Genomic DNA, 9,033 nt, shown 5'->3' on the forward strand with positions numbered 1-9,033 from the left:
GTGCCTCGTCCAACAAGCCGGAACTGGTCGTCGTCATCGAGAGCCCGGTCTCCGAAGCCCGCATGCGCGAGATGTTCAAGGCGATGGATGCGATCCTGCGCGAGAACAGGGAAGTCGGTGCCTATAACCAGACGATCTGATACGCGCCCCGCGATCCGTCGCCCCGCGCGGTGGTTCGCGGGATGGCGGATCGCGATCATCTGCCCTGAAAAGCTGTTCGCAGCGCCCGTTCCGCCGCAGAAAGCGGTGGTTTTCCTCCTTCGCCCTGTTAAGGACGGGCCATGGCCCCGCGTCCCATCGCCTATAACCTGCTGCGGCTGATCCTCGCCGCGACACATACGACCCCGCGTGGCGTAGACCGGATCGATTACGGCTACATTTCCTACCTGCTCGACCATTGGCCGGCGGATGTCGTGGGCGTAATGCCGACGCTTGTCGGCCCGCGCTTCTTTCCGCGTGAGCAGCTTTTCAAGGCGCGCGACCGCCTCGATGGTCTCTGGCGCGAGCATATCGACCCTGGGGGAGATCGCATTCTCGCCCGCCTCATCCGGCGTTTCGATGATCCCGGCCTGCCCGAGCCACCGCCGAAGCCGCGCGGCTTCCTGCCCGGCGCCAAGGGCATCCCGCGCATCGCGAGGCTGCTGCTCGGCGGCGGCATCACGCTGGGCAAGCCCATCACGGCTTTGCCGCCGAAGGCCCTCTATCTCGATATCGGCCATTACGGGCTCACTTTCCCGCGCGCCTTCCGTTGGCGGTGGAAGCGGCCGGATATCCGCACGATCTTCATGGTGCATGACACAATTCCGCTGGAATATCCGGAATTCGTGGCCGACGAGACCTTCCGCGCCCATCAGCGGCTGGTGGTGAAGACCGCGAAATATGCCGACAGCCTCATCGTGCCCACGCGCTCCGCCGGCAAGGCCGTGGAGGAGGCGCTAGCGAACCATCGCGTTCGCCCGATCGACATCCATGCGCTTCCGCTGCCGATCGACGATCTCTTCGGCCGTCACGTATCGCCCGTGCGCGAATTGCAGGGGCGACCCTATTTCATGATCTGCGGCGCGGTCGAGCCACGCAAGAACCATCGCCTGCTGATCGAGGCTTGGCGCGAACTGATCCGCCGCCATGGCGAGGCCACGCCAAAGCTGATCGTCGCCGGCTCGCCCGGCTTCGCCTCGCAGGAGATCATCCGCGAGATGTCGGCCGAAGAGAGCCTCCGCCGGTCAATCCTGCTCGCGAGCGGGCTGTCGAGCCCGGCCATGGCGCAATTGATGGCCAGCGCGCGCGCCGTGCTGATGCCCTCCTTCATCGAGGGGTTTGGCCTGCCGCCGGGCGAAGCGCTGAGTGTGGGCACGCCGGCGCTCGTCTCGGATATCCCCGCGCATCGCGAGGCCGTGGGCGAGGCAGGCGAATTCCTGCCGCCGAAAAATCCGGACCCCTGGGTCGAGGCGATCGAGAACCTGATGGACGATGCCCGTTTCGAGGAGCGGCGCGCGGCCGCGCGCACCTTCGTGCCGCGCCGCTGGGGCGACTACATGCGCGACGTGACGGCCGTGCTTCTCAACGAGCCGGTGCGCGCTTGAGAGGCTGAGCGCGCGGCGGCGGATCGACGAAGGCGCCGGGCTCATTGACGCGGTGTTCGATGATCCGCCCGACGATCGCATCGATCGCAGCCTTCCGGCCCTCGGGATTGTAGAAATCGCCCTTGACCTGGATCGTCGCGGCCAGAGCCCGCACGAAATCCGCGGCGAGGCCGGCATCCACCGGCTCGGGCGCGGCCCAGAAACTGTCGAGCGAGCCCTGATGCGTCAGGCCCGGCATGTCGTAGATCGCGACGCCGAGGATCTTCGTCGGGCAGCCATGGCGGATCGAGAACAGGCCAACGGTCGAGTTGATCATCACACAGCCGCGCGCCGCTTTCAGCAAGACGCCGAGATCGCCGCCATCGATGAAATCCACGCGCTCGTCGACGCCATGGGCGCGAGCCGCGCGACGCAGATGCCTAGACCAGCTTTCCCACCCATTGTCATGCGGATGCTGCTTCACGAGAAGCCGGTTGCTCGCCGGGGCATGCTGGGCGAAGGAAGCGATCACCTCGCCGATCATGTCGCAGATATGATGATAGGGCGAGTTCGACCGTATCTGGTAATCGCCCTGCAATTGCAGCGCGAGCGCGTAGAATGGCTCCTGCCTGGCGAGCCGCTCCGCAATGAGGCGCGCGGCATCCGCCTCGCTGGCCTTGACCTTCCAGAGCTTCGGGATGCCGACGAGCAGTTCGAGCAGGGGATCGTAGTATTTCCCTGTCCGGTAGAAGGGATAGAGCACCCGCCAGAAATAGGTCATCATCTGGTAGGCGCCTTCATGGAACATCTCGATCCAGAAGCCGTGGCGATAACGCACCGCGAGATCCGGCTCGCCAACCTCGGCCGCAATGGCGCGGATCGTCGCCGGATCGTTCGGGAAATGCGAGCGCACCCCCATGCCGCCGCGCTCGACCGTGATCCAGTCGGGTCGGAGATACCCGTTCTCGATTGCGATCACCGGGATGCCATGCACGCGCGCCACTTCGCCCGCCGCAAGGTGATAGGGCTGCTGATCGGCATAGAGCAGGATATCCGTAACGCCCTCGCGCGCGATCAGCTTGTCGAGATAGGCCGGCCAGCGCGAAAGCCGCCCGCGATAGTGATGCGCGCCGGGACGGCGCCAGTAGAGCCAATCGCCGAGCGAGAAGCAGACCTTCAGCGTGCGGTGGCCCTCCGCCTCGAAGGCGAGGCTGAGTTCCCGCCAGAACGGCGTGCTCGGTCCCATCAGGAACAGGATGACGCGGGGGGCGGCAGGAGCGGTCATGGAGCGCCCTTCTTGCGTGCGAGTTCCGCGATTTTCCGCCGCTGCTGATGCCGGAAGAGCGGCGCATAGAGCGAATGCAGCCAGCCGAAGGCCGTCATCAGCGGGGATGGGGTGAGGAGAAAGCGCCCGCGTTCGGCCCCACGCACGATGCTGCGCGCGACCGTTTCCGCCGAGAGCACACCGCCGCCGGCGCTGATCGCCTTGGTGATCTCCGGCTTTGTAGCCTGCTCGGCCTTGTATTGCGGCGTATCCGTATCGGGCGGAAAGGCAACGCCCACCGCGGTGCCATGCTGCGCAAGTTCCACCTGCAGGGTCTCGCCGAGCGCACGCACCGCGAACTTGCTTGCGACATAGCCGGAATAACCGGCAATCCCCGCGAAAGCAGCCGCGGATGAAATCAGCGTGATGCGTCCGCCGCCCTGCGCGCGCATGGCCTCGGCCACGGGTTTCACGAGGTGCAGCGTGCCGAAATGGTTGATCTCCATCTGGCGGCGATGCGCCTCGATGGGCTGATCGAGGAACAGGCCGGGCTCCACCGTTCCGGCGCTGGTCACCAGCCAGTCGATCCTGCCGGCCTCGCGGAGGATTAGCGCGATGGCGTCACTTGTGGCCGCGGCGTCCGTCACGTCGAGCGGAAGCGTCGCGACGGGTAGGGCAGGGTGGCGGGCGAGGAGCTCGGCTTTCGCGGCATCAAGACGATCCGGCCGGCGGGCCAGCAGCCAGAGATGGAAGCCGCGCCCGGCGAGTTCATGCGCGATCGCGAGGCCGATGCCGCTCGAACCGCCGGAGATCACCGCCACGCGAGGTGCGGGGCCAGTGACACCCATGGCGACGATCCTTAGAAGCCGGACGCGATCGAGGCGCCGGTCGCCACGGGCTGCGCGGCCGTCAGCAGCACGCCGATGATCTTCTGGAACTCGGTAACCGGCGCATTCGCCACATAGATCATGTCGCGATTGCGGATGTGGATGTTCTGCGCAAGGAAGAACGACTTCGCATCGCGCATGTTGAGCTTGTAGATCACCGGCACCTTCGCATCCGGCGGCACGATCTTGAACTCGTGGTCAAGCATCCGCGCGACCGATGCGCTCTCGTAGCGCAGCAGGAACACGCCGGTCGGGTCCGAGCGCCAATCCAGCAAGCCGCCGGCCTTCGCCACGGCCTGCTCGAGCGTCATGCCGGCGGCGTCGAAGGGCACCACGGCGTTGCGGCCGGCCGCGCCGAAGACCGAATAGGTCTGGGGGTCGCGCACGACGGTGATCACGTCATCCGGATGGGCATAGATGTTCTCGGCCGCGTTCAGCACGAGCCGCTGCATCGGCACCGCCGCCGTGCGCCCGCGCCGCTGAAGTGTCACGAACGTCTCATGCGCCGGGGCCCGGATGCCGCCGGCTGAAGCGATGACATCGAGGATGCGTTCGCCACGCACCGAGAGCGGCACGCGCGCGCCATTGGTGACTTCACCGAGGATGGTCACCGAGTTCGACAGGCCCAGCGGCACGGTGACCAGAACCTGCGGCTCGATGGCCTTGCCGGTGAGGCCGGTGACGATACGCTCCTCGACCTCGGGCGTGGTGAGGCCGGCGACGCGGATGCGCCCCGCATAAGGCACGGTGATCGAGCCATCCTTCGCCACGATCTGCGGTGGGATGACGGCCGAGCGCGCGCCGGTCGAGTTGCGGTCGATCGCGGGCGAGGAGAAGAGCCCGCCGGCGGCCGCTTCCCACACCGTCACCTGAACGGTGTCGCCGATGCCGATCCGCTGGCCGGGGGCCGGGCGGCTATCGCCGAAGCTGCCATGGAAGGTGGGCGGACGCGTGCTCGCGAGGACCGAGACGACGTGATCGTCGACATTGCGCAGGACAAAGCGGACATCGGTGCCGGCATTGGCCTGCTCGGTCACTTCCATGCTGGTCGGGCCAGTCGATGGCAACGCAGCGCAACCCGCGAGCACCAGCCCGGCGGCCATGGAAAACCCGATTGTCCCGATCCGCATTCCGAAAAAATCCATTTTCGTCCGGTTATTCCGCCGGACTAACCCTCACTACACAGTCAGCCCGGGAAAGGAAACATTTTGGGCCATAAATCTTTCGTTCTGAAGCAAATCCGCAACAGGGTTAACTTCATGTTCACCAACGGAAAAACATTGCCGATCAGGCGTCCAGCGGCGCAATGGAATCATCGAGGAAATACCAGCGCGGAATATTCGCCAGCACGATCGGCTCGATCCTGGCGTTGAGAAAGGCGACATCGGCGAGGATATCCTCGCTCTCGCGGGGCGGCATTTCGAAAAGTGGCTCGAAGGTCAGCTGGAAATGGCACGCACCGATTCGCCGGCAATGCGTGAACTGGATCGCGGCGCCGCTCATCCGGGCGAGGCGCGCGGCAATGGCGAGATTGCCGTTGTCATGCGGCTTGCGCCCGAAGAGCGGGCCATGGCTCACGCCGTTGCGCGCCTCATCCGGAAACATCGAGACGACACCCTTGTCGCGCAGCACGCGGATGGCCGTGCGGATGCCCTTGATGTCCGGCTCGATCACCGAGACCCCGAACCGCTCGCGCACGCGCTGCACGATGAAGCGCTCGAAGGCGCCATTCGGCGGCTGGATGACGGAATTGAGCTTGATTCCCGCCTTCTGGAACACCGGTGCGAAGGTCTCCCAGTTTCCGGTATGCACGCAGAGCACCACGATGGGCCGCGTGCGATAGGCCGCCTGGAAGGGTTCAAGGCCCGTCACCGCGAAGCGGCCTTCGTCCCAGAAGCGATGCATCACCGCGAATTCCGCCGCGACGCGCCCCACGCCATCATAGAATTCCATCACCATGGTATCGAGCTCGGCCTCGCTTGCCTGCGGCCGGTGAAAGCGCAGATTGATCTTCGCATTGGCCATGGCCTTCTTCAGCGCGAGCTTCGCATTCATGCGGTAGCCAAAACTCCCGATATTCGAGGCCCATTCCGAGGGCAGGAAGCGCAGCAGGCTGTAGAAGAAGGCGAGAATCGCATCCGCCGCCTTGCCCTCCTGGGGGATCATGCCTCGCCTCCCTGATCCGGCTCGTCGGCGACCGGTGCCAGCGAATCATCGAGGAAGTACCAGCGCGGCAGGTTCCGCTTCACGATCGGCTCAATCCGGGAATTCAGGAAGGTAACATCCGCGCGGTGATCCGGCCGCCCCTCGATCTCCGGCAGCGCGAAGGGTTCGCCGAAGCAGAGATCGAAATGGCCTTTGCGCCGCCGCTCGGAATGGCAAATAGCGAAGCGCGCGCCGGTATGGCGCGCAAGGCGCGTAGCGATCGCGAGATTGCCCTTGAGATGCGGCGCGCGACCGAAAAGCGGGCCCATCACCTGCCCGCCGCGCGCCTCATCAGGGAAGATCATGACCACGCGATTCTGGCGCAGCAGGCGGATCGCCTCGCGCGTGCCGCTCGCATCGGGTGCCAGAAGCTGCACGCCGAAGCGCGCGCGGGTGCTCTCGGCGATTCCGCGCTCGAAGGGGTTGGCGGGCGGATCGTAGAAGGAGGCGAGGGGGATCTTCGCCTCCGCGAAAGCCGGCCCGAAGGTCTCCCAGTTGCCGGTGTGAAGCCCGAGCGCGATGATCGGCCCGGCTTCGGCGGCTGCACGGGAGGCCTCGACGCCGATGAGCTTCAGCCGCCCCTCGGGGATCAACCGGTGCATCACCGCGAATTCGGCCATGAAGCGACCGACGCCATCGAGGAATTCGCCGATCTTCGCCTCGATCTCGGCCTCCGAGGCTTCCGGGAAATGGATCTTCAGGTTGCGCCGCGCGCCGGCGAGAATCTCCGGGCGATTGTGAATCACGTTCTGTTTCGTCACGAACACGCCGAAATCGGTCGCGCGCTCTGTTGGCAGGATCTGCATGATCTTGAATAGGAAGGCCTGGATCTTCGGCTCCAGCCGCTCGAACAGGCTTGTCATGCCGCGCGCGCCCGGGGCTCGACCATCACCGGCATGCCCGCTGCCGCGCGCAGGGTGAGCCGGCAGACCGGCTCGGCGCGATAGCCCGGCCGCACCGTGACCTTGAATTTCTGGATCAGGATCGCGAGGCAGAGGATCGCCTCGGATTGCCCGAAATTCAGCCCAGCGCAGACGCGCGGCCCCACCGCGAAGGGGATATAGGCGAATGGGTTGATGCGCGCCCCGTTGAGGAAGCGCTCGGGCTTGAAGTGGTTTGGGTCGTCCCACAGGTCCTTGGCGCGATGGATGAGCCACGGCGAAATCATCACCATTCCCCCCTTCTTCACCTCGTATTCGCCGATTCGATCCACCTCGCGGGCCTGCCGGGGCAGCAGCGGCACGGGCGGATAGAGCCGCAGGGTCTCGCCGATCACCGCCTTGCAGAGTTCCAGAGCATCGATGTCATCGATGGTCGGGTTACGATTGCCGCAGATCCGGGCGATCTCTTCCACCAGCGCCGCCTCGATCCATGGCGCGCGGTCGATCAGGTAGAAGGCCCACATCAGGGTCGCGGCGGTTGTCTCGTGGCCGGCCATGAAGATGGTCGCGGCCTCGTTGCGCAGAGCCTCGACATCGAGCTCGAGCTCGGGGTTCCGTTGCCGGCGCTTCACGAGGAGGTCGATCATCGAGCCTTCCTCGCCGCCACCCGCGAGATGGGCGTTCACGACGTTCTCGATCACGCCATGCACCATCTTCGCGGCGCGGTTCTTCACCGGGCCATGCGGAATGGGCCAGCCCTCATCCCAGCCAAGCCAGTAGCCGAGATTGAAGTTGTCGATGTGCTTCTGATAGGACGAGAACCCGTCGATCACCTGCCGCGCCGCTTCCGCACCGAGATCATGCCCGAAGATCGTGCGCGAGATGATCTCGGCCGTTAGTTCGGCCATGGCGGCGGTGAGTTCGAATTCCTCGTCCTTCCGTTTCGCGGCCCAGCCTTGCGCAAAGCAGAGGGTCACCTCTTCCATCGTGCGGCCGAAGACCGGCACGCGGTTCTTGTGGACGATATCCGCCACCAGCGGCCGCCGGCGCTTCCAGGTCTCGCCCTCGGAGATGAAGAGCCCGTCGCCGAGCAGCACCTCGAGTGCCCGGCGCATCTGCGGGCTCTTGCGCTCGAAATTCTGGTGGCGCGTCACCATCACGTATTTGATATGCTCCGGCGTGTTCACGAGGACGACCTCGCGCCGCATCAGATCGAAGGCGGTGAGACAGCTTTCGTAGCAATCTTCGGTCCACGTGCCGATCAACGAATAACGCGAGCCGAGGATGGAGCCCAGCAGCCCCGGCTGCTCCTTCAGCGGTGCCGGATGCGGCGCGACGAGGTAGCCATCGCCCCGCTCCTCGATCACGCGCGCGGGTTCGTAGAGCCGGAAGGCCATGGTGAACACTCCGCCGTCCGGCAGCCCTCGGGCTGCACCAACCTTTGGAGTGTCTTTCGTCCGTCGCGACGCCTTGTCAAGCGGGTGGTGAGGCCCCAAGGCACGTCTTCACCTGCTGCAGATCGGCCCGCAGGGCTTGAAGCGCGGCCCAGAGCACGGGGATCAGCTGATCAGGCCGCAGCCATTGGCGGCTTTCCGGTTCGGCCGGTTCCCCGAGCCCCCAGACGCCGAAATCGAGCCCGCGCCATAGAGCGCCGCCTTGATCGCTGACCTGTCCCCCCTGAACGTCCCTCGCTCTGATGTAGAGTCTGCCCAGCCTGAGAAGGGGCCGACGACATGAGAAAGGGCCGTTTCACCGATGGGCAGATCATCGGAATGATCAAGGAACAGGAGGCGGGACTGCCGACCTCCGAGCTGTGCCGGAAGCATGGGCTTAGCCCGGCGACGTTTTACAAGCTCATGGCCAAGTATGGCGGGATGGAGCTTTCAGATACCAAACGGCTCAGGCAACTCGAGGACGAGAACAACAAGCTCAAGCGTCTGCTGGCGGACGCGATGCTCGACAATGTCGTGCCGAAGGATCTCCTGGGAAAACCCTGACGACCCCGATGCAGCGGCGGGACGCTGTGCTGCGGGCCATGCGGGATCATCCGATCTCGCAGCGCCGGGCCTGCGTCCTGGTTGGTGTCGATCCGAAGACGGTGCGGCGCGAGCGCCCGCCTGATCATCAGGACATCCGCGAAGAAATACGCAAGATCGCCGAGAAGCGTCGCCGGTTTGGATATCGGCGCGTCGGAATCATGCTGGAGCGCAAGGGCATGGTCATGAATGAGAAGA

The 9,033-nt window shown here is 65.2% G+C and carries 7 protein-coding genes and 1 pseudogene; 2 read left to right on the forward strand and 6 right to left on the reverse strand.

Annotated elements, in window-relative coordinates; genetic code table 11:
- Positions 1–281 precede the first annotated feature (281 nt).
- Positions 282–1,583, forward strand: a complete 1,302-nt coding sequence (locus ACKODO_RS07715) for a glycosyltransferase family 4 protein (protein ID WP_408982863.1) — start codon at positions 282–284, stop codon at positions 1,581–1,583.
- Here ACKODO_RS07715 and ACKODO_RS07720 read toward each other — a convergent pair.
- The 6 genes from ACKODO_RS07720 to ACKODO_RS07745 all read right to left on the reverse strand — a co-directional run bounded on the left by ACKODO_RS07720 (position 1,561) and on the right by ACKODO_RS07745 (position 8,196).
- Positions 1,561–2,847: a capsule biosynthesis protein gene (locus ACKODO_RS07720; RefSeq protein ID WP_408982864.1), complete on the reverse strand. Its 1,287-nt coding sequence runs from the start codon at positions 2,845–2,847 to the stop codon at positions 1,561–1,563. The genes ACKODO_RS07715 and ACKODO_RS07720 overlap by 23 nt on opposite strands.
- Positions 2,844–3,674: an SDR family oxidoreductase gene (locus ACKODO_RS07725; RefSeq protein ID WP_408982865.1), complete on the reverse strand. Its 831-nt coding sequence runs from the start codon at positions 3,672–3,674 to the stop codon at positions 2,844–2,846. The genes ACKODO_RS07720 and ACKODO_RS07725 overlap by 4 nt, the downstream gene beginning before the upstream one ends.
- Before the next feature lie 11 nt (positions 3,675–3,685).
- The gene (locus ACKODO_RS07730; protein WP_408982866.1) at positions 3,686–4,843 is read right to left on the reverse strand and encodes a polysaccharide biosynthesis/export family protein; all 1,158 of its coding nucleotides are present in this window, start codon (positions 4,841–4,843) and stop codon (positions 3,686–3,688) included.
- Positions 4,844–5,000: 157 nt separating this feature from the next.
- On the reverse strand, positions 5,001–5,879 hold the full coding sequence (locus ACKODO_RS07735) for a lysophospholipid acyltransferase family protein (RefSeq protein WP_408982867.1): 879 nt from the start codon (positions 5,877–5,879) through the stop codon (positions 5,001–5,003).
- A complete protein-coding gene (locus ACKODO_RS07740) occupies positions 5,876–6,781 on the reverse strand; it encodes a lysophospholipid acyltransferase family protein (protein WP_408982868.1) in 906 nt (301 codons plus the stop codon). The genes ACKODO_RS07735 and ACKODO_RS07740 overlap by 4 nt, the downstream gene beginning before the upstream one ends.
- Positions 6,778–8,196 carry a cytochrome P450 gene (locus ACKODO_RS07745; protein WP_408982869.1) on the reverse strand — a complete coding sequence of 473 codons (1,419 nt, stop codon included), beginning with the start codon at positions 8,194–8,196 and terminating at the stop codon, positions 6,778–6,780. Before ACKODO_RS07745 ends, ACKODO_RS07740 begins: the two co-directional genes overlap by 4 nt.
- A gap of 336 nt (positions 8,197–8,532) precedes the next feature.
- Between ACKODO_RS07745 and ACKODO_RS07750 the strand changes: the two are divergent.
- Positions 8,533–9,033, forward strand: a pseudogene (locus ACKODO_RS07750) (transposase); the annotation flags it as partial.

Source organism: Rhabdaerophilum sp., from assembly GCF_046092605.1.
Lineage (GTDB): Bacteria > Pseudomonadota > Alphaproteobacteria > Rhizobiales > Beijerinckiaceae > Rhabdaerophilum.